The sequence below is a fragment of the Asanoa sp. WMMD1127 genome, assembly GCF_029626225.1.
GTDB lineage: Bacteria > Actinomycetota > Actinomycetes > Mycobacteriales > Micromonosporaceae > Asanoa.
On the sequence record NZ_JARUBP010000001.1, the window covers coordinates 471,892 to 491,911 of the forward strand.

The window sequence follows — 20,020 nt, forward strand, 5'->3', positions numbered from 1 at the left end:
ACGATCGGATGACCCCATGCTTGTGCGCCCGTGCCATCATCCTGAGGAACATTCATGGGGGTGGTTTCGAGACGTGGGCGACTTCATCGACACGGCGCTGGGCTTCCCGTCCGTCATCTTCACCGTCCTGCTCGCCGTGGTCGTCTGCTACTGGATCGTGGTGCTGGCCGGCGGGCTCGACACCGACACCGACGGCGGGCTCGACGGCCTGCTCGACCGGCTGGGCCTCGGCGGCGCGCCGGCCACCGTCGCGCTGTCCATTGTGGTGGCTCTCGCCTGGTTCGCCAGCCTCGTCGGCTCGGTGCTGCTGCCCGACAACGCCGCCCTCGACATCGTGGTGCTGCTGGCCAGCCTGGCCATCGGCTGGGCGATCGTCAGCCTGCTCCGCCGCCCGCTGAGCCGGCTCTTCCCCCACACCTCCGGGGCGTCCCGGCACGACTTCGTCGGCCGCGAGTGCGTCATCCGCACGGGCCGCGTCGCGATCGACTTCGGCCAGGCCGAGGTGCACGCCGCCGACGGGTCCTCGGCCATCGTCCAGGTCCGCCAGACCGGCGCCGACTCGTTCGGCGCGGGCACCCGGGCGGTCATCTACGACTACGACTCCGCCGGTGAGTTCTTCTGGGTCGTGCCGGCCGACCTCTCGGATCAATCGAAGGGCCGTTGATGGACGTCATTTCCCTTGGGTTCCTCGTGCTCGTGCTGGTGCTCGTGCTCGTGCTGCTGGGCGTGGTGCTGCTCGTCAGCCGCCTGTTCAAGAAGGTCGAGCAGGGCAAGGCGCTGATCATCTCGAAGACCCGCAAGGTCGACGTCACGTTCACCGGCGCCGTGGTGCTGCCCGTGTTCCACAAGGCCGAGGTCATGGACATCTCGGTGAAGACGATCGACGTCGAGCGGTCCGGCACCGACGGGCTGATCTGCCGCGACAACATCCGGGCCGACATCAAAATCGCCTTCTTCGTGCGCGTCAACAAGACCGCCGAGGACGTCGTCAAGGTGGCCCAGGCGATCGGCACCGCGCGCGCCAGCGACCAGTCGACGCTCCAGGAGCTGTTCAGCGCCAAGTTCTCCGAGGCGCTGAAGACCGTCGGCAAGCAACTCGACTTCGTCGACCTCTACACCAAGCGCGACGAGTTCCGCGACCGCATCATCGCCGTCATCGGCACCGACCTCAATGGATACTCGCTCGAGGACGCCGCGATCGACGTGCTCGAGCAGACCCCGATGGACCAGCTCGACCCGCGCAACATCCTCGACGCGCAGGGCATCCGGAAGATCACCGAGCTGACCGCCGCGGAACACGTGCGCACCAACGAGTTCCGGCGCAACGAGGAGAAGGAGATCACGCGGCAGAACGTCGACGCCCGTGAGGCCATCCTCGAGCTGGAGCGCCGCCAGGCCGACGCGGAGATCAAGCAGAAGCGCGAGATCGACACCATCCGCGCCCGCGAGGAGGCCGAGACCGAGCTGGTCCGGGCCGAGCAGCGGCTGCGCTACAACGCGGCCAACCTGCGCACCGACGAGCAGCTCGGCGTGCAGCGGGAGAACCAGGCGCGCGAGATCGCGGTCGCGGAGAAGAACCGCGAGCGGGTCATCGCCATCGAGACCGAGCGGATCGAGAAGGACCGCATGCTCGAGGTGATCGGCCGCCAGCGGGAGACCGAGCTGTCCACGATCGCCAAGGACAAAGAGGTCGAGGCCGAGAAGCGGGCGATCGCCGAGGTGGTCCGCGAGCGGATCGCGGTCGAGAAGACGGTCGCCGAGCAGGAGGAGCACATCAAGCGCCTCCGGGTGGTCGAGGAGGCCGAGCGGCTGCGTCAGTCGACGGTGATCCAGGCCGAGGCCCAGGCCCAGGAGAACCTCGTCAAGGACATCAAGGCCGCCGAGGCGGCCGAGGCGGCGGCCAAGCACCGCGCCCGCGAGCAGCTCGTGCTGGCCGAGGCCCGGCAGCAGGCCGCCGAGCTCGACACCCGGGCGAAGATCCGGCTGGCCGAGGGCGCCCAGGCCGAGGCGGCCGCGGCGGGGCTGGCCGAGGTGCAGGTGCGCGAGCGCGACGCCGAGGCGATCGAGAAGGTCGGCCGGGCCGAGGCCGCGGTCGAGCGCGAGAAGGCGATCGCGGCGGCCGAGGGGATGCGCGAGAAGCTCAAGGGCGAGGCCGAGGGTCTCACCGAGAAGGCGGCCGCGATGGCCGCGCTCGACGACGCGACCCGCGAGCACGAGGAATACCGGCTGCGCCTGGAGGCCGAGAAGGAGATCCGGCTCGCCGGCATCGACGTGCAGCGGCAGGTGGCCGAGGCCCAGGCGACGATCGTCGGCAAGGGTCTGGAAAAGGCCGACATCGACATCGTCGGCGGCGACAGCATCTTCTTCGACCGGCTGCTCGGCGCGATCTCGGTCGGCAAGAGCGTCGACGGCTTCGTGCAGAACTCGACGGTCGCCACCTCGCTGGCCGGCCCGTGGCTCAACGGCGACAACAGCTTCGCCGACGACCTCGGCAAGCTGCTGGGCAAGGCGAGCACGTCCGACATCACCAACCTGACGCTGAGCGCCTTCCTGCTGCAGCAGATCAAGGCCGGTGGCGCCGACGCGGGCCGGTTGCGCGAGCTGCTGACCGCGGCCGAGAAGCTGGGCGTCGCCGACGCGCCGCTGGCCGCGCTCGACGCCAAGCAGCCGGCCGCCCGTGGCTGAGACGGCCACCGCGCCGACGGCGTTGGACGCCGGCACCTACGAGGTGCTGCGCGACCGGCTGGCGGCGCGGTCGGCCGAGCTGGCCCGCCGGGCGGAGGAGCTCAACGCCCGGCGGCTCGCCGAGTTCGGCAGCACCGAGCTGCGGCTGGTCGGCACCGACCGGGTCCGCACCGAGCACAACTGCGTGCCGCGCGACATCGTGCCGGCCGGCGGCGTGATGCTGTTCGGCTACAACGTGTTCCTCGGCCTCAAGCCGGAGACCACGGTCGGCGACGTGTTCTCGCTGCACCGGTTCCTGCGCGACGGCGACGCGTTCCGGTTCGACGACGTGCCGCCGGCCGAGGTGCCCGGTCTGCTCGACGACGAGACATTCCAGCGCGACTTCGCCGAGCTCTACCGCTACTACAAGGAGACCCGGCTCGCCACGCTGCGCGAGGTCGACGGCAAGCTGCTCGCGGTCTTCCAGACGGGCCCGCGCACCGAGGACATCCGGGTGCTGCGCTGGACGCTGACGCCGACCGGCGCGGTGTCCTATGTCGACAACCGTGGCGAGCGCGACCACGTCTTCCCGCCCAGCCACGACTTCGAATGGGTCGAGACGAGCCGCGACGACCACGTGCTCGGCCGCCACCCGCACATCTCGATCGCCGGCGAGGTGTTCGTCGAGACCGTCGGTGGCGACCTCACGCTCAAGGTCGAGGACAACACGGAGTCCGGCGAGGGCATCTATTCCGAGCCGGTCGAGCAGCCGCTGCAGAGCCTGGCCGACGCCGACGTGCACTGGGCCCGGGTCGGCCCGCTGATCCTGCTGCGCATCCGGCCCTACAAGGAGAGCGACTGGCGGCACCTGGTCTTCAACACGCGCACCAAGGGCGTGGTGCGGCTCGACGGCATCGGCCAGGCGTGCCAGCGGCTGCCGGAGGACCACGGCATCATCTTCCCGGGCGGCTTCTATCTGACCACCGGCGCGGTGAAGACGTTCGACACCGACACCAGCGATCTGGTCTTCGAGCGGGCCATCCGGTCACCCAACGGCGAGGACGTGCTCTTCGTCTTCCACGCGCAGGTGGAGGGGCGCAGCCTGCTGCTGCCGTACAACGTGATCCGGAAAGAGGTCTCGACCCCGCTCTCCTGTCACGGCTATTCGCTGTTCGACGACGGCACGCTGGTCGTCTTCCGGGCCACCTCGGACGAGCCGACCCGGGTGCACCCCATGCAGGTGTGGCAGACCGCGTTCGTCTCCGACGCGTACGCCGCCCGGCAACCCGCCGGCGCCGGGCCCCTGCACCGCGTAGGCAACGCCGACCTCGTCCGCGGCATCTCCGACGCGCTGTCGATCGCCCGGATGGTCGGCGAGTCGACGCCGTCCGTGCCGGTCTTCGAGGCGCTGATCGCGGCCTGCGTGCGGGTCTTCGACCACTACCACTGGCTCGGCGAGGCGGAGCTGGGCGACCTGCGCACCCCGCTGGCCGAGGTTCGGGCGACCGCCGAGCAGGTACTCGACGAGTACGAGAAGGTCCAGGCCCTCACCGCCGCCGCGACGACCGCGCTGGAGACGGCCGCGGCCGACATCGCCTCGCTGGTCCGCCGGGTCAACGGCGAGCTGCCGGCGACCACCGACGGATGGGTCAACCAGCTCGCCGAGCTGCGCCGGGCCCAGGGCCACCTGGAGACGCTGCGCGAGCTGCGCTACGTCGACCTGGCCCGGATCGACGCCCTCGCCGCCCGGCTGACCGGGGAACTCGACGGCGCCGCCCGCCGGGCGGTCGAGTTCCTCAAGCGCGACGACGCGTTCGCCGGCTACCAGGCCGAGGTCGCCCGCCTGACCGCCACGGGCGCCGAGGTGCCCACGGTCGCGGCGGCCGGGCCGGTCGCCGAGCAGCTCACCGCCCAGGCCGACGCGCTGCGGTTGGTCACCGACGTCGTGGGCACCCTCGACATCGCCGACGCCACGGTGCGCACCGCGATCCTGGAACGCATCGGCGAGGTGCTCGGCGCCGTCAACCGGGCCCGGGCCGTGCTCGACGCGCGCCGCCGCGAGCTCGCCGCGGTCGAAGGGCGGGCGGGCTTCGCGGCCGAGTTCGCGTTGCTCAACCAGGCGGTCACCGGAGCGCTGGCGGCCGCGGACACGCCCGAGGCGTGCGACGACCAGCTCGGCCGGTTGCTGCTCCAGGTGGAGAACCTCGAGTCCCGCTACGGCGAGTTCGACGACTTCCTGACCGAGCTGTCCACCAAACGCACGGACGTCTACGAGGCGTTCGCGGCCCGCAAGCAGGCGCTGGTCGACGACCGTTCGCGGCGGGCCGACCGGCTCGTCGAGTCGGCCGAGCGCATCCTCGCCAGCGTGCGCCGCCGTGCGTCCACGATGGACACGCTCGACGACGTCAACACGTACTTCGCCGCCGACCCGATGGTGGCCAAGCTCCGCTCGGTCGCCGACGAGCTGCGCGCGCTCGGCGACGCCGTCCGCGGCGAGGAGCTCGACGGCCGGGTCAAGGCGGCCCGCCAGGAGGCCGGGCGGGCGCTGCGCGACCGGGTCGACCTGTTCCGCGACGGCGGCGAGACGATCCAGCTCGGCCGGCACCGGTTCGCCGTCAACACCCAGGCGATCGAGCTGGCGCTGGTGCCGCACGACGGCCGGCTCGCGGTCGCGGTCACGGCCACCGACTTCCGCGCGCCGGTCGACGACCCGGAGTTCGACAGCACCCGCGAGTTCTGGGACCAGCCGCTGGTCTCGGAGTCGCCGGCGGTCAGCCGCGCCGAGTTCCTGGCCACGTCCATGCTGGCCACCGCCGACCTCGACGCCCTGCACGCGGCCGCCGCCGGCGGGACGCTGGCCGACCTCGTGCGGCGGGCGGCCGAGGAGCGGATCGACGAGGGCTACGAGCGCGGCATCCACGACGCCGACGCGACCGCGATCCTCGACGCCCTGCTGCGCCTGCACGCGGGCGCCGGACTGCTGCGCTACCCACCGGCGGCGCGGGCGGCGGCCCAGCTGTTCTGGGCGTTCGGCGCGCCGGACCCGGCGTGGCAGCGCCGCTCGACCTCGCTGGCCCGGGCCCGCGCGGTGTTCGGGGGGTCGCCGGCCATCGACGAGCTGCAGGCCTCGTTGGGAGCGGCGGTGACCGCGTTCGCCGCCGGGCATGGGCTGCCCGATCACCCCCTGACCGGCGAATACCTGTTCGAGGAGCTGGCCGCCAACGCCGGCGGCTTCGTGACGAGCGCCGGCGCGCGGGCGCTGATGGCCGACTTCCGCAAGCGGCTCGGCCGCCCGAAGGCCCGCGAGTTCGACGAGGACCTGCGGGCGCTGGGCACCGACCTGGCGGCCCGGCACCAGCTCGCCGAGGCGTGGCTGACCGCGTTCGCGGGCGCGCACGACGACCTCGCCGAGGCGGTCACGCTCACGCTGTGCGACCTGCCCCGCTACGACTCTTCGGCCGAGCTGTCCGCCACCGTCGACGGGTTGCTGGCGACGCATCCGCGGATCGCCGAGCGGCGGTTGACGGTGCGGTTGGACGAAGCGCTGGCCCGTACGCGGGAGTTCCGGGAGCAGCGGGTGCCGAGGTATCGGGCCTATCAGCGCCTGCGGGCGGCGGTCGCGGCCCGGGCCGGCGAGCGGCTGCGGCTCGACGAGCACAAGCCGCGGGTGATGTCGGGCTTCGTACGCAACCGGTTGTTGGACGAGGTCTATCTGCCCTTGATCGCTGACAATCTCGCCCGGCAGGTGGGCGCCGCGGGTGAGGGCAAGCGGGTCGACCAGTCCGGATTGTTGCTCTTGATCTCCCCGCCCGGCTACGGCAAGACCACCCTCATGGAATACGTGGCGAGCCGGCTCGGGCTGGTGTTCGTCAAGGTGAACGGGCCCGCGCTCGGCGCCGACGTGACATCGGTGGACCCGTCGTCGGCGCCCAACGCGACGGCGCGGCAGGAGGTCGAGAAGATCTCGTTCGCGCTGGAGATGGGCAGCAACGTGTTGCTCTACCTCGACGACATCCAGCACACGTCGCCGGAGCTGCTGCAGAAGTTCATCTCGCTGTGCGACGCGCAGCGCCGGATGGAGGGCGTCTGGAACGGCCGGACCCGGACGTACGACCTGCGGGGCAAGCGGTTCGCGGTGTGCATGGCCGGCAACCCCTACACGGAGTCGGGCAAGCGCTTCCGGGTGCCGGACATGCTCGCGAACCGCGCCGACGTGTGGAACCTGGGCGACGTGCTGTCGGGCCGGGAGGACCTGTTCGCGCTGAGCTACGTCGAGAACGCGCTGACCGCCAACCCGGTGCTGGCCCCACTGTCCACACGGGAGCGCGGCGACGTGGAGCTGCTCGTCCGCATGGCCCGCGGCGACAGCTCGGTGCTGCCGGACCAGCTCGCCCACCCGTACCCGCCGGTCGAGCTCAACCAGATCCGCTCGGTCCTGACCAAGCTGCTGCGGGTGCAGGACGTGGTGCTCGCGGTCAACCGGGCCTACATCGCCTCGGCGGGCCAGGACGACGCGGCCCGCACGGAGCCGCCGTTCCTGCTGCAGGGCTCCTACCGCAACATGAACAAACTCGCCGAACGCATCCTGCCGGTGATGAACGACGAGGAACTGGAGTCGGTCCTCGACGACCACTACCTGGGCGAAGCACAGACCTTGGCCGCGGCGGCGGAGGCCAACCTGCTGAAACTGGCGGAGCTCCGCGGCCGCCTGACCTCCGAGCAGGCCGCCCGCTGGTCCGACGTGAAGGCGGCCTACCTGCGCCAGCGGGCCCTGGGCGGCGCCGACGACGACCCGATGACCCGCGCCGTCGGCGCCGTCGGCCTGGTGGCCGACCGCATCGCCGCCGTCGAAGCCGCCCTCCGCCAGCGGGACTAGCTAGTCGTCGGCGCCCTTGCTGGGCTGCGGCACCTTGATGGGCTCTGGTCCGTCCTGCGACGAGATCGCGCTGGCGATCAGGCTCGACGCCACCGGCTCGCCGGAGGCGGGTTCGTCCGTGGAGCGCAGCCGTGGCGGCGACGGCAGCCAGGGTTTGAGCGACTGCAGCACCTGCTCGTAGAAGTCGTCGACCGCCGACAGCACCGAGTCGATGAAGGAACCCCTGCCGACCCCGCGTTTGGTCCCGGCCGAGGTCACCTGTGCGACACGGAAGGCGCGAAGCTCCTTCGCCGGGTCGGCGATGAGACGGGTGGGGTCGTCACGGACGACACGCAGCGGATCGACCCGACCGGGGCCACGAGCATGCATCGCGAACGACTCGACGGTAACGGTCTCAGGAGCGTTCTTGAGCTGTCGGACGAGCCAGTTGACGCGCGTCGTCGGCCGGCCCTCGCGCGGTGCGTCGATCTCGACCGAGCAACTCACCTTGGCGGCCCGCAAATCGGCCATGACCTGGAGCGTCCCTGCGGCGCCAGGGATTCGCAACGCGGCGGTCATCGTGCCGGTCGATGCCAGTTGCGCCGCGAGCGCTTGCGTCCGCCCCGCCGGTTCCGCCAACTCACGACGGCTGAGTGCTGGTACGACTTCGGCGCCCAGTCGTCGGCCCAGCCGGAGGCCCGCGTAGCGGACCAAGGCGTCGAAGCGGCTGGCAACTTCAGGAACGGCTGGATCGCTGGGGCGAAGAGTTCCGGAAGCGACAGCTTCCCGCACCGAGACCCAACCCTGGCCCATGTCCGCGAACTCCATGGCACCTGACCGGGGGTGTTCGAGGTAGCGGATCAGCTCTCCCAGAATCCAGGCTTGATCCGGGTCAGCGACGCCGCGGTACTCCTTCTGCATGACCGCGGCGGTCAGGATCTCCGTCCACGGAATGTGGTGCAACAGCACTTTCCGAAGCTTGCGCTTGTCGATCGGAGTCGGATGCTGACCAGGCACGGGCGGCATTTGGTTAGAGATCGTGATCAGGGCGTCGAAGCCCGCTTCCCGCGCGATGTCGAGGTAGGCCTCGAGCTGTTCCTGCCGCAGGTCGTTGGTGCCGGTCTTGACTTCGAGCAGGGCGGTCCACTGGCGCTGTCCACGAGTTACGCGGATCAGCCCGTCCGGAAAGAACCTCTTGCCGCCGACGTCGAACGGCACTTCGATGAAGGTCTGCACGGCACCGGCCGGCGCGCCGAGCGGCGCGGTCAACGCCCGCCCGAACTCCCGCACGGCACTCATCACCGCCAACAGCGCCGACGTCGCACGTCTTTCCTGTTCCTCCGGTCCGTTGATGCCGGACGTCGGAATCAGTCGAGCTTCCTGCCACGCTTCCTCGGACATCAGTCACCTTCCGCCTTTGGTTGTCGGAAAGTTACACCCGCGTTAAGGCAGAAAGTCGATGGAATGCGCTGCCGACCGAACAGTTCCCGTCAGCCATTCAGAGTGTCGAGATAGGATCTGCCGCTCGCCCGATCAGGGAGCGCTCAATTGCCCGTTCGGTCATCCGACCGGACAATTCTCGGATCATCGCCAGACCTGTTCCGCGACGCGGCGGAAGTTGCCGCCCAGGATGCCCGTGATGGCTTCCGGTGGGTAGCCCTGGTCGCTGAGGGCCTGTTCGAGGCGGAGCAGGTCCTCCGGCGGCATGATGGTGATCGGGCCCCAGCGGCGGTACATCTCCGGGAACAGGTCCGGGTTCTCGGCCATCTCGCGGTTGAGGTCGGCCAGGTCGAACGAGTAGTCGGTGGCCACGCCCACGTGCGACGGGCCGACCAGGTTCACCGCGTAGTCGATGTGGCGGACCATCGCCTCGACGCTCGCGTCGTTCGGGCCCAGGAAGATGCCCACCCCGGCGATGCCGATGACGCCGCCCGTGTCCGCGCAGGCGCGGGCCTGGTCGTCGGTGATGTTGCGTTCGTGGTCCCACAGCGCCCGCATGCACGAGTGGCTGTAGACCATCGGCCGCTGGGTGACCGCCGCCAGGTCCAGGCCCGTGCGGATGCTGCAGTGCGAGCCGTCGACCACCATGCCGACCGCGTTCATCTCGCGGACCAGGTCCCGCCCGTACGCCGTGAGCCCTTCGTCGATCGCGTCCGCGCAACCGGAACCAGCCGCGTTGCGCACGTTGTAGGTCGGCAGCAGTGTGCGTACGCCCAGGTCGTAGAACTCCTTCACCCGCTCCAGCCGGCCACCGAGCGGACCCGAGTCCTCCAGGTCGAACGCCACGCCGATCAGGCCGGACGCCGCCGCGGCGTCGATGTCGGCCACCCCGTCCACCAGAGCCAGCCGCTCGTCGGCCTCGACCCCCCGCCGCCACGTGTGCAGCAGGGAGAAGACCAACTCGGTCGAGTGCGGCGAGAAACCGACATTGACCGAGACGTACGCGCCACCCGGGCGCGCGTACCGGGCCAGCTCGCCGATGTCGGCGTCGGGAACGAGCGGGAGGCAGCAGTGCTGCTCCCAGAGGAGCCGGTGATCCATTACCGCATCATGCCCCAGCCGCCGGTATTCGGGAGGTGTGCGCCGGGGTTGAGGGGGAATGAGCAGGTTTGGCCGCGCGGGAGGAGGCACGTCATGCAAGCCGAGGTCGGAGACAAGCTGGTCGTCGAAGGCATCCACGTCGGTGATCCGCGGCGATCCGGAGAGATCGTCGAGGTGCGCCACCCGGACGGCAGCCCGCCGTACCTGGTCCGCTGGCCGGACGGCACGGAAGGGCTGATCTTCCCGGGCACCGAGGCCCACGTGGAGCGCCTCGAAAGGTGATCAAGTCACCGCGACCGGGACCGGCGAGGGCCGGTCGAGCCCGCGCCAGGTGCGCCGGAACAGCAGCGGCGACAGGGTGACCACGAGATAGATCGACGCCGAGAGCACCAGCCCCGGCGTACGCCCGAGCGTGTCCACCGCCAGCCCGCCCAGCAGGCCACCGAGCGGGATGCCGGCCCAGGCCAACGAGCCGGTGAAGCCGAACACCCGGGCCTGGAGGTCGGCGGGCACCCGTTCGAACAGGGCGCTCGTGATGATGGGGTTGATCGACGCCGACATCGCGCCCACCCACACGCAGATGCCGAGCACGATCGGCAGGCTGGTGGTCAGCGCGAGCCCGAACAGCAGCGGCGAGCCGGCCAGCAGCAGGCACACCGCGAAGGTCCGGTGGCGCGGCAGCCGCGGGCCCAGCCACGCGAACAGCGCGGAGCCGCCCACGGCGCCGAGTCCGTACGCGCCCGCGATCGTGCCCAGCACCCGCGGGTCGCCGACGACCTGCTTGATCCACGTCGGCACGTACACCGCCATCGTGGCCTGGTCGATCAGGTTCGTGAACAGCAGCAGCGCGGAGATCGCCAGCAGGAGCCGGTCGGTGCGGACGTAGCGCAGGCCCACGCGCAGCGACTCCAGATAGCCGTGGCCGCTGTCCGCCGGGCGCGCACCGGCTGGCACCCCGAGCCAGATCAGCAGTGCGGCGAAGAGGGCAGCGGCGGCGTCCAGCAGCAGCACGTCGACGGCGCCGAACGCGGCGATCAGCAGGCCGGCGGCCGGGGTGCCCAGCAGGAACGAGAGCCGCTCGACGGCGGCATGGAGCGAGGTGACCCGTTCCAGCGGCGCCCCGCTGGCGTCGACCAGGTCCGGCACCATCAGCCGCTTGGCCGCGTCGGTGAGGCTCTGCACCGCGCCGAGTGCCCCGACGATCGCGAGCAGCGCGGCGAACGGCAGCCCGGCCGAGTGGCTCAGCACGGGTGCCGCGACGAGGACCGCGGCGCTCGCGATCCCGCCGCCGACGGCGCACCGCCGTCGGCCCAGCCGGTCGATCCACGGCGCGCCGGCGATCTTGACGAGCACGTAGCAACCGGTCTGCGCGAACGCGACCAGCCCGACCTTCGTCGGTGAGCCGGTGGTGGTCAGCACCAGCCAGGGCAGGGCCAGCATGGTCATCTTGTTGCCCGCCAGCGACGCCGCTTCGGCGCTCAGGAACGCCACCAACGGCCGCCGCCGCACCTGCCCCATGCGTAACGAGCAAACAGCGACCCGGCCCGATCCGCAACCAGAATTAGTTGACACTGACTATTCGGCCCTGGATAGTTGGAGTCGACTGAAGGAGGCGCGGCGGATGGCGGCGAAGCGGAAGGTCGGCAACCTGCTCGGATTGGCGGTGCTGTCCTACCTGACGATGGGGCCGAAGCACCCCTACGAGCTGTCGCGGATGCTGCGCGACAACGGCGACGACCGGAGCATCCGGTTCAACCACGGCTCGCTCTACATGGTGATCCAGCAGCTGGCCAGGGCCGGATTCGTCGCCGAACTGGAGACCACCCGCGAAGGGCAGCGGCCCGAGCGCACGGTCTACGCGATCACCGACGCGGGGCGGGCCGAGCTGCGCGACTGGCTGCGCGAGCTGGTCGGCGAGCCCGACCACGAATACCCGCAGTTCGTCGCCGCCCTCTCGCTGATCGCGGCGCTCCCGCCCGACGAGGTGGTGACGCTGCTCCGCCAGCGGCTGCTGCGCCTGCGCGAGCGGCGGGAGCAGACCCGCGAGCTGGTCGACGGCGCGCTCGCCGGCGGCCTGCACCCGCTGTTCCTCGTCGAGGAGGAATACCGGGTCACGTTGCTCGACGCCGAGATCGCGTTCGTCGAGCGGTTCATCGGCCAGATCACCGATCCGGAGCAGGGTTGGGGCCCGCAGTGGGCGGCCTTCCACTCAGGACAGACACCGCAGGGGGACGAGTCATGATCCGCACCGCACTGGTCGTCGGCGGCGGCATCGCCGGGCCGGCCACCGCCATGGCACTGCGCAAGGCCGGCATCGACGCCACCGTCTACGAGGCCGACACCGCACCTAGAGACGGGGCCTTCCTGACCCTGGCGCCCAACGGGATCGACGCGCTGCGGGTGCTCGAGGCCGACGACGCCGCGCTGGCCGACGCCTTTCCCACGCCGGGCATCACGCTGCGCAGCACGACCGGCAAGGTGCTGGGCGACGTCACCGTCAGCGGCATGAAGAGCTACACGCTGCGCCGGTCCGACCTCTACCGGGCGCTGCACGACGAGGCGGTCGCGCGCGACATCCCCGTGCTGACCGGCAAGCGGTTCGTGGGCCTGACCCAGACCGCGACCGGCGTACGCGCGGAGTTCGCCGACGGCAGCACCGCGGCGGGCGACGTGCTGATCGGCGCCGACGGCATCTACTCGGCCGTCCGCCGCGCGATCGACCCGACCGCGCCGCCGCCCGTCTATGCCGGCCTCGTCGGCAACGGCGGCTTCGCGCCACCGATCGCCGCCGTCGACGCGACGCCGGGCCACTACGAGATGATCTTCGGGCGCAGAGCCTTCTTCGGGTACGTGGTCGCGCCCGACCGTGCGGTGTGGTGGTTCGCCAACGTCCCGCGCCGCACGGAGCCCGCCCGCGGCGAGCTGGCGACAATCGACTGGCGGACCCGCCTGACCGAGCTGTTCGCCGACGACGCCGGGCCCGCGCTCGCGGTGATCGCCGCGACGCCCGCGCTCCTGCCGATGGACCCGATCCAGTCCATACGCGGCCTGCGCGCCTGGCACGCCGGCCGGGTCGCGCTGGTCGGCGACGCCGCGCACGCCCCCACGCCGACCTCCGGTCAAGGCGCCTCGCTGTCCATCGAGGACGGTCTCATGCTCGCCAAGTGCCTGCGTGACCACGCCGACCCGGCCGACGCGTTCACCCGCTTCGAAGCGGCCCGCCGGCCCCGGGTCGAACAGATCGTCAAGGCCGCCGCGCGCAACAACAGCAGCAAGGCCGCCGGCCCGGTCGGCCGCGTCATCCGCGACGCGATGATGCCCGCGATCCTCCGCCTGCCCGCCACGAGCAACGCCCAACGCAAGATCTACGACTACCACGTCGACTGGTCCGCAGCTGCCCGTTAGGAACGGTCCGTTCCAATCGGATTCCGATTGGAACGGACCGTTCCTAACCACTCATCGCGGCGAGCAGGTCGCGGCAGGCCTGCTCGCAGGCGCGGCACGCCTCGGCGCAGATGCCGCAGTGCTCGTGCATCTCGGCGTGCCGGCCGCACTCGTCCGCGCACGTCGCGCAGGCGGTCGCGCAGGCCTCGAGCATCGCGCGGCTGATCGACGCGTCGTAGCCGGTGTGCCGCGACAGCACCCGTGCCGTGGTGTGGCAGATGTCGGCGCAGTCGAGGTTGGTGCGGATGCACTTGGTCAGCTCGGCCACGTCGGGCTCGCTCAGGCAGGCATCGGCGCAGGCGGTGCAGGCCTCCGCGCAGTCGTCGAGGATGTCGATCGTCGCGGCGAGCTGCACGCGGTCGAGACTGATCGGCTGCGGGTAGGTCTCCAGCATCGGCAACGTTAACGTGGTCATGATCGCCTCCCAGGGTCCGGTTCGACCCCCGCATTCCCGCTCACGGCGGCGTCATGCCGCCGGCGGAGCGCACGTTTGAGCCACCCCACACCGGGCACCGTGCTCACCATGAGTGACTTCACCGACAAGGCGAAGGACTTCGCCGACAAGCATGACGAGCAGGTCGACCAGGGTCTGGAGAAGGCCGGCGAGCAGGTCGACAAGCGGACCGACGACAAGTACGACGCCCAGATCGACAAGGGCGTCGACCAGGCACAGCAGCGCACCGGCTCCGGCGACCAGGCGCCCTGAGGTCAGGTCGCCCCGGCCGCCCGCTCCATCAGCAGGGAGCGCTCGTGCCGGGTGGGTGCGAGCGCCGCGGCGCGTTCCAGTTCCTCGGCGGCCTCCGCGCGCCGGCCCAGCCGGAGCAGGAGGTCGCCGCGGACCGCACCCAGCAGGTGGTAGCGGGCGAGCCGCGGATCGTCGCGCAGCGCGTCGACGGCGTCGAGGGCCGCCTCCGGACCATCCACATGCGACAAGGCGACGGCGCGGTTGAGCCGGACCACCGGTGACGGCGCGAGCTCGGCCAGCGCGTCGTAGAGCGCCAGAATCGCGGCCCAGTCGGTGTCGGCGAAGCGGGCCGCGCGGGAGTGGCAGGCGGCGATCGCGGCCTGCACGGTGTAGGGCCCGAGCGGCTTGCGCAGCGCCCGCGCACGCGCCAGGGCCCGCAGGCCGTGCGCGATCAACGTGCGGTCCCAGCGCGACCGGTCCTGGTCCGCCAACAGCACCGGTCGCCCAGCCGGCCCGGTCCGGGCGGCGAACCGCGATGCCTGCAGCTCCATGAGCGCGACCAGGCCGTACACCTCGGGCTCCGCCGGCATCAGCGCGGCCAGCATGCGGCCCAGGCGCATGGCCTGCTCCGCGAGGTCGCGCCGGATCCACCGGTCGCCGGAGGTGGCCGAGTGGCCCTCGGTGAAGATCAGATAGATGACCTCCAGGACCGCGTTGAGCCGCGGCGGGAGCTCGTCCGGGTCGGGCAGACCGAACGGCACCTGGGCCTCGGCGAGCGTGCGCTTGGCCCGCGAAATCCGCTGCCCTACGGTGGCCGGCGGCACGAGGAACGCGCGGGCGATCTCGTCGGTGCTCAGGCCGCCGACCAGCCGCAGGGTCAACGCCGCCCGTGCCTCCTGGGCCAGCACGGGGTGGCAGGCGACGAACACCAGCGAGAGCAGGTCCGTGTCGGTGCCGGTCGCCTCGTTGGCCAGCAGGGCGTACTTCTCCCCGCGTACCCCCTCCCGGCGGATCATGTCGATCGCCCGGCGGCGCGCCGTCGTGAGCAGCCAACCGGCCGGCTCGGCGGGGACGCCGTCGCGCGGCCACTGCTCGAGCGCCGCGAGGTAGGCGTCCTGGGCGAAGTCCTCGGCCAGTCCGACGTCGTTGACCAGCCTGGTGAGGGAGGCGACGAGCCGCCCGGAATGCATCCGCCACACCGCCTCGACGGTCCGCCGCGCGTCCATGGCGCTAGGACAGGTTCTCCAGGACGGCCTCGTCCCAGTAGGGCCGGATCTCGAGCACCTCGCGCAGCCCCAGCTTCGGGTCGCTCGGGCACTGCCGGGCCCACTCGACCGCTTCCTCGATCGAGTTGACCTGCCACACCCAGTAGCCGGCGATGATCTCCTTGGCCTCGGTGAACGGTCCGTCGACGACCGACGTGGTGCCGCCCTCGAAGACCACCTGCCGACCCTCGCGGCTCGGCTGCAGCCCGCCGCTGTCGAGCAGGATCCCGGCCTTCGCCAGCTTGTCGTTGTATTCGCCCATCGCCGCCAGCATCGCCGCGTTCTCCTCGGTCGGGGCGATCTTGTCCTCGTCGGCGGCGAGACCCTTGATCAGAACCATGACCTTCACGATGTCTCCTCCTTCATGCCGGGCCACCGCGCGGTGGCCGCTCTCGCCCTGGGGTCGAACGGGGCGACGCCGATTTCGACAGACCGCCGAAATTTCTCTCGCTCCTGAGAGGGAGGCGCCGGCGGCGGGCCGCGGCGGATACTGCCAGCGTGCGGAGACTGGTCGAGCAGTTGCGCCGGGCCGCCCGGCGGGCCACGGGCACGGTGCAGGATCTCCCGCCGCTGGTCATCGACTCCATCATCGCGCTGCTCTGCTACCTCGCCACCATCGCCTCCCCCGTGGTCGACGGCGAGGACACCACGATGATGTACGCGCTCGCCGCGCTCAGCTCCCTCCCCCTGGCCTGGCGACGCCGCTGGCCGGTCCCGGTCACCTTCCTCACCGGCCTCGCCACCGCCGCGCTCGCGGTCAACGACCTGATCAAAGAGGTCCCGTTCGGTCAGCTCGTGGCCACCTACACGTTCGCGTCGCTGGCGAGCCCGGTCTGGCGGGCCGTCGGCATCGCCGGCACGATCGCCGGGCTGACCGTCTCACTGACCCCGAAGAGCAGCATCCTGCCCGTGAGCGCCACGGTGATCCTGTTCGGCGGCGCGTACGCCCTCGGCGCCATCGCCCGCTCCCGGCGCGGCCTGATCGCCGACCTGGAGGCCCGGGCCGAGCAGCTGGCCGCCGACTACACCCAGGCGGCGGCCCGGGAACGCCAGCGGATCGCCCGCGACATGCACGACATCCTGGCCCACTCGGTCAGCCTGATCGTCGTGCAGGCGGAGGCCGGCCCGGTCGTGGTGCGCCGCGACCCGGCGCGAGCGGAGCAGGCGTTCGACGCCATCGCCGACGCGGGCCGGGACGCGCTGACCCAGCTGCGCCGCACGCTCGGCGTCCTGCGCTCGGAGCCGGCGTCACGGGCCCCGCAACCCGGTCTGGACGGCATCCCGCCGCTCGTCGAGCAGGCCCGGGTGGCCGGGCTGGCCGTCACCTACGCCGAGCTCGGGACGCGGCGGCCCGTCCCCGCGGACACGGCCGTGGCGGCCTACCGGGTGGTGCAGGAGGCACTCACCAATGTGGTCAGACACGCCCGGGCCGGCCGGGCCGAGGTCGGCCTGCGCTGGGCGGCGGACGCGCTCGAGATCGAGGTGCGCGACGACGGCCGGGGCCCGGCGCGCCGGACCGCACCGGGCGGGCACGGGCTGATCGGCATGCGCGAGCGGGTCGACGCGTGCGGTGGCACGCTGCGCGCCGGCGCGGCCGACGATGGCCCCGGGTTCCGGGTGCACGCTACGCTGCCCGTCGTGGCATCGGTGGTCCCCGCGCAACCACATGGCTGAGCCCATCCGCGTGCTCGTCGCCGACGACCAGGAGCTCGTCCGCGGCGGGTTCGCGCTCATCCTCGACGCTCAGCCCGACATCACCGTGGTCGGCGAGGCGGCCGACGGCGCCGAGGCCATCGCCGCCGCCGAGCGCCTGCGGCCCGACGTGGTGCTGATGGACGTCCGGATGCCCCACGTCGACGGCATCGCCGCCACCGCCGCCATCTGCGCCGCGTCCGACACCCGGGTGCTCGTGCTGACCACCTTCGACCTCGACGAGTACGTCTACGACGCCCTGCGCGCCGGCGCCAGCGGCTTCCTGCTCAAGGACATGCGCCGCGACGACCTGGTCAGCGCCGTGCGGGTGGTGGCCGGCGGCGAGGCGCTGCTGGCGCCGACCGTGACCCGGCGGCTGATCGCCGACGTGGTGTCCCGCGCCGCGCCGCCCCGCGCCGACGGCCGGCTGGCCGCGCTCACCGGCCGGGAGACCGAGACGCTCAAGGCGGTCGCCCGCGGGCTGTCCAACGCCGAGATCGCCGGCGAGCTCTACGTCACCGAGCACACGGTCAAGACGCACGTCAGCAACCTGCTCACCAAGCTCGGCCTGCGCGACCGGGTGCAGGCGGTCGTCCTTGCGTACGAGACGGGACTGGTCGTTCCTCGCTCCGGCGAGTGAGGGAGAGTCCACTCCGGACGGCGATCCGTCGAGAGCGGCGTGCGCGTTGGATTCTGGGCATGACAACCTCGCTCGCACGTTTCTCCGTACGCCGCCCGGTCATCGTGCTGGTGATCTGGCTGGCCGTCGTCGGCGCCGGCTTCACCGTCGGCATCGGCGTCTTCGAACGTCTCGTCGGCGACGTCGGTGTGGTGCCCGGCAGCGAGTCGAGCCGGGCCGCCGACGTGCGCGACGAGCTGGCGCCCGAGCCTGAGGAGATCACCGCGGTCGTCACCGGCGTCGACGCGGCCGATCCGGCCGTCACCGCCGCCGTCGACCGGGTCGGCGCGCAGGTGCGAGCGATGCCCGGCGTGGCCGAGGTGAGCCCACCGCTGCCGTCCACCGCGACCGGGCAGGCGGTGTTGTTCACGGTCACGATGGCGCACGGCGACGACGCGGCGGACGTCGCGGCCCAGGCGGCGGAGCGGATCCGGGCCGGTCTCGACCAGGGCACCGTCACCGTCACCGGCGGCACGCTCAGCGAGGACGAGTTCAGCGAACAGGCGGCCAGCGACGTCGCCCGGGCCGAGCTGTTCAGCACCCCGGTGATGCTGCTGCTCCTGCTGATCGTCTTCGGCGGGCTGCTCGCCGCCGGGCTGCCGCTGCTGATCGCCGTCGTGGGCGTGGGTGGCACCTTCGGCGTGCTGTACGCGTTCAGCCAGGTCACCGACGTGTCCGTCTACTCGATCCAGATCGTCACGATGCTCGCGGTCGGGCTCGCCGTCGACTACGCCCTGCTGGTGGTCTACCGGTTCCGCGAGGAGCGGGCGACCGACCCCGAGGTGGGTCCCGCCGTGCTGCGGACCGCGCGCACCGCCGGGCGTACCGTGCTGTTCTCCGGTCTGACCGTCGCCGTCGCCCTGGCGGGCCTGACCGTCTTCCCGGACCCGTTCCTGCGCTCCATGGGCATCGCCGGCACGGCCGTCGTGGTGCTCGACCTGCTCGCCGCGCTCACCCTGCTGCCGGCCCTGCTGACGCTCTTCGGCAAGCGGATCAAGCCGCGGGCGCCGCGACCGGCCGGCGTCGGCGTGTTCGCCCGGCTCGCCCGGCTCGTGCAACGCCGGCCCGCGGTGACCGCGCTGACCGTGCTGGCGGCCATGCTGTTCATCGCGATCCCGGTGTTCGACATGCGGCTCTCGGCCGGCGACCCGCGGCTGCTGCCGACCAGCACGCAGACCCGGGCCCTCTGGGACGAGCTGAGTGTCCACTACCCCGACGAGATCCGGCCCGACGAGGTCTCCGCCGTGGTGGCGGCCGCGCCGGACAGCCCCGCCGTCACCGCGCTGCGCGACCAGATCCAGACCCTGCCGGGCGTACGCCAGGTCGAGGTGTTTCCGATCGGCGACCGCTCGTTGGTCGAGGCGGACGTCGACGAGGCGCACCAGGACGCGGTGGCCAACGCCGTGCGGGCCCTGCCGGCGCCCGTCGAGACGCTGGTCGGCGGCGACACCGCCCGGCTGATCGACTATCGGGGCATGCTGGCCGACCGGTTGCCGTGGGCGGCCGCACTGGTCGCGCTCGGGACGCTGGTGCTGCTGTTCCTGTTCACCGGCTCGATCCTGCTGCCGATCAAGGCGGTGCTGACCAACCTGCTCAGCATCGGGGCCGCGCTGGGCGCCGTGGTCTGGGTCTTCCAGCAGGGCAACCTCGGCCAAGCGGCGCTGGACGGCACCAACCTGACGGTCCCGGTGCTGGTGGCGGCGATCGCGTTCGGGCTGTCGGTCGACTACGAGGTGTTCCTGCTGTCCCGCATGCGGGAGCGCTGGCTGGCCGGTGTCAAGCCGGAGGTCGCCGTGGCCGAGGGCCTCCAGCTCACCGGCCGGATCGTCACGGCGGCGGCCCTGCTGCTCGCGATCGTCTTCGCGGGCTTCGTGGCCGGCGGCTTCGCGCCGATCCGCGCGATCGGCCTGGGCCTGGTCCTCGCCGTGCTCCTCGACGCGACGATCGTCCGCATGCTCCTCGTCCCGGCGACGATGACGCTGCTGGGCCGCTGGAACTGGTGGGCGCCGGCCTGGCTGGCCCGCCTGCACGCCCGGATCGGCCTCACCGAGGCGACGCCCGACCCGGCCCCGGCGCCGGCGCTCGCATTGACCCGCTGATCACGATCGGGGTGCCCGCGCACGGGGGCGGGCACCCCCCAGCGGCACCGCCCGTGGGCGGTGCCGCTCCCCCGTTGCTGACAGCGTGGCGCGGCG

General features: G+C 71.8%; 16 protein-coding genes. 10 read left to right on the forward strand and 6 right to left on the reverse strand.

The genetic code is table 11. The annotated features are described in order from the left end of the window. The first annotated feature begins 73 nt into the window (after positions 1–73). The 3 genes from O7635_RS02435 to O7635_RS02445 are packed head-to-tail and all read left to right on the forward strand — an operon-like array spanning position 74 to position 7,540. Entirely contained in the window at positions 74–664 is a 591-nt protein-coding gene (locus O7635_RS02435; RefSeq protein ID WP_278078751.1) for a hypothetical protein, read from the forward strand. Then, positions 664–2,685: a flotillin family protein gene (locus tag O7635_RS02440; protein WP_278078752.1), complete on the forward strand. Its 2,022-nt coding sequence runs from the start codon at positions 664–666 to the stop codon at positions 2,683–2,685. Before O7635_RS02435 ends, O7635_RS02440 begins: the two co-directional genes overlap by 1 nt. Beyond that, positions 2,678–7,540, forward strand: a complete 4,863-nt coding sequence (locus tag O7635_RS02445) for a DNA repair ATPase (RefSeq protein ID WP_278078753.1) — start codon at positions 2,678–2,680, stop codon at positions 7,538–7,540. Before O7635_RS02440 ends, O7635_RS02445 begins: the two co-directional genes overlap by 8 nt. Here O7635_RS02445 and O7635_RS02450 read toward each other — a convergent pair whose 3' ends face one another. Both O7635_RS02450 and O7635_RS02455 read right to left on the reverse strand, forming a co-directional pair. Beyond that, entirely contained in the window at positions 7,541–8,920 is a 1,380-nt protein-coding gene (locus O7635_RS02450; protein WP_278078754.1) for a stress response protein, read from the reverse strand. Positions 8,921–9,103: 183 nt separating this feature from the next. Then, entirely contained in the window at positions 9,104–10,060 is a 957-nt protein-coding gene (locus tag O7635_RS02455; protein ID WP_278078755.1) for a membrane dipeptidase, read from the reverse strand. Between the two features lie 93 nt (positions 10,061–10,153). Between O7635_RS02455 and O7635_RS02460 the strand changes: the two genes are divergently transcribed. Continuing rightward, a complete protein-coding gene (locus tag O7635_RS02460) occupies positions 10,154–10,342 on the forward strand; it encodes a DUF1918 domain-containing protein (protein ID WP_278078756.1) in 189 nt (62 codons plus the stop codon). On the opposite strand, the gene O7635_RS02465 is transcribed toward O7635_RS02460, so the two are convergent. Then, the gene (locus tag O7635_RS02465; protein WP_278078757.1) at positions 10,343–11,578 is read right to left on the reverse strand and encodes an MFS transporter; all 1,236 of its coding nucleotides are present in this window, start codon (positions 11,576–11,578) and stop codon (positions 10,343–10,345) included. 103 nt (positions 11,579–11,681) lie between these two features. Between O7635_RS02465 and O7635_RS02470 the strand changes: the two genes are divergently transcribed. Continuing rightward, the gene (locus O7635_RS02470; protein ID WP_278078758.1) at positions 11,682–12,302 is read left to right on the forward strand and encodes a PadR family transcriptional regulator; all 621 of its coding nucleotides are present in this window, start codon (positions 11,682–11,684) and stop codon (positions 12,300–12,302) included. Further along, entirely contained in the window at positions 12,299–13,465 is a 1,167-nt protein-coding gene (locus O7635_RS02475) for an FAD-dependent monooxygenase (RefSeq protein WP_278078759.1), read from the forward strand. The genes O7635_RS02470 and O7635_RS02475 overlap by 4 nt, the downstream gene beginning before the upstream one ends. Before the next feature lie 43 nt (positions 13,466–13,508). Here the strand turns inward: O7635_RS02475 and O7635_RS02480 are convergent, their stop codons facing one another. Next, positions 13,509–13,919: a four-helix bundle copper-binding protein gene (locus tag O7635_RS02480; RefSeq protein WP_278078760.1), complete on the reverse strand. Its 411-nt coding sequence runs from the start codon at positions 13,917–13,919 to the stop codon at positions 13,509–13,511. Positions 13,920–14,027: 108 nt separating this feature from the next. Between O7635_RS02480 and O7635_RS02485 the strand changes: the two genes are divergently transcribed. Further along, positions 14,028–14,210, forward strand: coding sequence for an antitoxin (locus tag O7635_RS02485; protein ID WP_278078761.1), 183 nt, complete (start codon positions 14,028–14,030; stop codon positions 14,208–14,210). 2 nt (positions 14,211–14,212) lie between these two features. Here O7635_RS02485 and O7635_RS02490 read toward each other — a convergent pair whose 3' ends face one another. Together O7635_RS02490 and O7635_RS02495 are read right to left on the reverse strand one after the other, a co-directional pair. Then, positions 14,213–15,415 (reverse strand): RNA polymerase sigma factor, encoded by a 1,203-nt coding sequence (locus O7635_RS02490; RefSeq protein ID WP_278078762.1) that lies wholly within the window; start codon positions 15,413–15,415, stop codon positions 14,213–14,215. A gap of 4 nt (positions 15,416–15,419) precedes the next feature. Further along, positions 15,420–15,794 (reverse strand): YciI family protein, encoded by a 375-nt coding sequence (locus tag O7635_RS02495; RefSeq protein ID WP_278085351.1) that lies wholly within the window; start codon positions 15,792–15,794, stop codon positions 15,420–15,422. A gap of 158 nt (positions 15,795–15,952) precedes the next feature. On the opposite strand from O7635_RS02495, the gene O7635_RS02500 reads away from it, so the two are divergent. The 3 genes from O7635_RS02500 to O7635_RS02510 are packed head-to-tail and all read left to right on the forward strand — an operon-like array spanning position 15,953 to position 19,924. Beyond that, positions 15,953–17,128: a sensor histidine kinase gene (locus tag O7635_RS02500; protein WP_278078763.1), complete on the forward strand. Its 1,176-nt coding sequence runs from the start codon at positions 15,953–15,955 to the stop codon at positions 17,126–17,128. Beyond that, complete coding sequence (locus tag O7635_RS02505; protein WP_278078764.1) at positions 17,121–17,786, forward strand: response regulator transcription factor; 666 nt, start codon at positions 17,121–17,123, stop codon at positions 17,784–17,786. The genes O7635_RS02500 and O7635_RS02505 overlap by 8 nt, the downstream gene beginning before the upstream one ends. 59 nt (positions 17,787–17,845) lie before the next feature. After that, positions 17,846–19,924 carry an MMPL family transporter gene (locus tag O7635_RS02510; protein ID WP_278078765.1) on the forward strand — a complete coding sequence of 693 codons (2,079 nt, stop codon included), beginning with the start codon at positions 17,846–17,848 and terminating at the stop codon, positions 19,922–19,924. Positions 19,925–20,020: the final 96 nt, after the last annotated feature.

Excerpts from the sequence above, each read along its gene's own strand:
- O7635_RS02440 (WP_278078752.1), top strand. The coding sequence starts at position 664 with ATGGACGTCATTTCCCTTGGGTTCCTCGTGCTCGTGCTGGTGCTCGTG.
- O7635_RS02450 (WP_278078754.1), bottom strand. The coding sequence starts at position 8,920 with ATGTCCGAGGAAGCGTGGCAGGAAGCTCGACTGATTCCGACGTCCGGC.
- O7635_RS02455 (WP_278078755.1), bottom strand. The coding sequence starts at position 10,060 with ATGGATCACCGGCTCCTCTGGGAGCAGCACTGCTGCCTCCCGCTCGTT.
- O7635_RS02460 (WP_278078756.1), top strand. The coding sequence starts at position 10,154 with ATGCAAGCCGAGGTCGGAGACAAGCTGGTCGTCGAAGGCATCCACGTC.
- O7635_RS02465 (WP_278078757.1), bottom strand. The coding sequence starts at position 11,578 with ATGGGGCAGGTGCGGCGGCGGCCGTTGGTGGCGTTCCTGAGCGCCGAA.
- O7635_RS02470 (WP_278078758.1), top strand. The coding sequence starts at position 11,682 with ATGGCGGCGAAGCGGAAGGTCGGCAACCTGCTCGGATTGGCGGTGCTG.
- O7635_RS02475 (WP_278078759.1), top strand. The coding sequence starts at position 12,299 with ATGATCCGCACCGCACTGGTCGTCGGCGGCGGCATCGCCGGGCCGGCC.
- O7635_RS02480 (WP_278078760.1), bottom strand. The coding sequence starts at position 13,919 with ATGACCACGTTAACGTTGCCGATGCTGGAGACCTACCCGCAGCCGATC.
- O7635_RS02485 (WP_278078761.1), top strand. The coding sequence starts at position 14,028 with ATGAGTGACTTCACCGACAAGGCGAAGGACTTCGCCGACAAGCATGAC.
- O7635_RS02490 (WP_278078762.1), bottom strand. The coding sequence starts at position 15,415 with ATGGACGCGCGGCGGACCGTCGAGGCGGTGTGGCGGATGCATTCCGGG.
- O7635_RS02495 (WP_278085351.1), bottom strand. The coding sequence starts at position 15,794 with ATGGTTCTGATCAAGGGTCTCGCCGCCGACGAGGACAAGATCGCCCCG.
- O7635_RS02505 (WP_278078764.1), top strand. The coding sequence starts at position 17,121 with ATGGCTGAGCCCATCCGCGTGCTCGTCGCCGACGACCAGGAGCTCGTC.
- O7635_RS02510 (WP_278078765.1), top strand. The coding sequence starts at position 17,846 with ATGACAACCTCGCTCGCACGTTTCTCCGTACGCCGCCCGGTCATCGTG.